The following is a 1,003-nucleotide window of genomic DNA, read 5'->3' as shown; positions in this document are numbered from 1 at the left end:
GTCGTCGTCCTCGTGGTCACACAATCCCAGGACCAGCTGGGACAACCGGATTCCGTCGACCATCCCGTGCTGGACCCGGAACAGGATGAGCGCCCCCTCCTGCTCTCCCCCGTGGCCGTGATATCCCTCGATGAACTCGGTGCGCCAGATGGGGCGGTCGTCGGGGAGCGGCCTGCTCATCTGCGCGGCGACGTACGCCTCGGCCTCGGCGCGTCCGCCCGGTTCGGGGAGGCGACTGCGGACCAGGTGGCGGGAGAGGTCGAAGTCCGGATCGTCCTGCCAGTACCAGCGTCGGCCCCGCCGCACCGGGACCCGGCGGAACACCGGGTGGGGCTCCACCATCCGGGTGGCGATCGCCTCGGTGACCGCCTCCCAGTCGGGGACCTCGGCGAACCACATGATCGAGTTGATGTACATGAGATTGTCCGGTCGGTCCATCATCAGCCACAGCTGATCCCGCAGTGGGATCCGAACCCTCGTCTCCGCCATCCTGCCCGACCCCTCTCACCCACCGTCCACGTCATGCGGACGCCGACCACCGTCCACGTGATGTGGCCGCCGCCCCAGGCTAGAGCAGTTGTGACCCGTGTCACGGCCCTTCCTGGGGGGATCTCGCTCCGTGCTCGTTCTTCACCGTCTACTGCACTGACCCGCGATCCCGTCGGTCACCTCGATCGGCCGGAAGGACACCGTCGGCAACGTCGGCGAGACCGGCGCGTTCGTGGTGAGCATCGGTGCGTTCGTGATGAGCATCGGCGCGTTCTTGATGCGCATCGGTGCGTTCGTGATGAGCATCGGTGCGTTCGTGATGAGCATCGGTGCGTTCTTTATGCGCATCGGTGCGGCGATCTCCGAGGACGTGCTGGCCGTCGACGGTCTGTGCCTGTCTTCGACCCGCTCCTGCCGCCGTCGCGAGTGGGTCGCCACCACCGGGGCCCGGCCCCGCGCACGAAGGAGTTGCCACGGCCCGGGAGGTAGCGGCTCGTCACCCGACCCCCGCCCC

At 68.2% G+C, this 1,003-nt stretch carries 2 protein-coding genes; both read right to left on the bottom strand.

Translation table 11 applies throughout. The features are described 5' to 3' along the window. Positions 1 to 489, bottom strand: a 489-nt coding sequence (locus IY392_RS13990; protein WP_304511153.1) for a wax ester/triacylglycerol synthase domain-containing protein, incomplete at its 3' end; no start/stop codon positions are given. A 141-nt stretch (positions 490 to 630) separates the two neighbouring features. After that, positions 631 to 1,003: hypothetical protein (locus IY392_RS19280; RefSeq protein WP_228549427.1), on the bottom strand; the 373-nt coding region annotated here is incomplete at its 5' end.

This window comes from Dietzia sp. SYD-A1, assembly GCF_015356725.1.
Classification (GTDB): Bacteria; Actinomycetota; Actinomycetes; order Mycobacteriales; family Mycobacteriaceae; genus Dietzia.
Note: the sequence above shows the minus strand (reverse complement) of the source record. Positions and strands in the feature narration are given on the sequence as shown.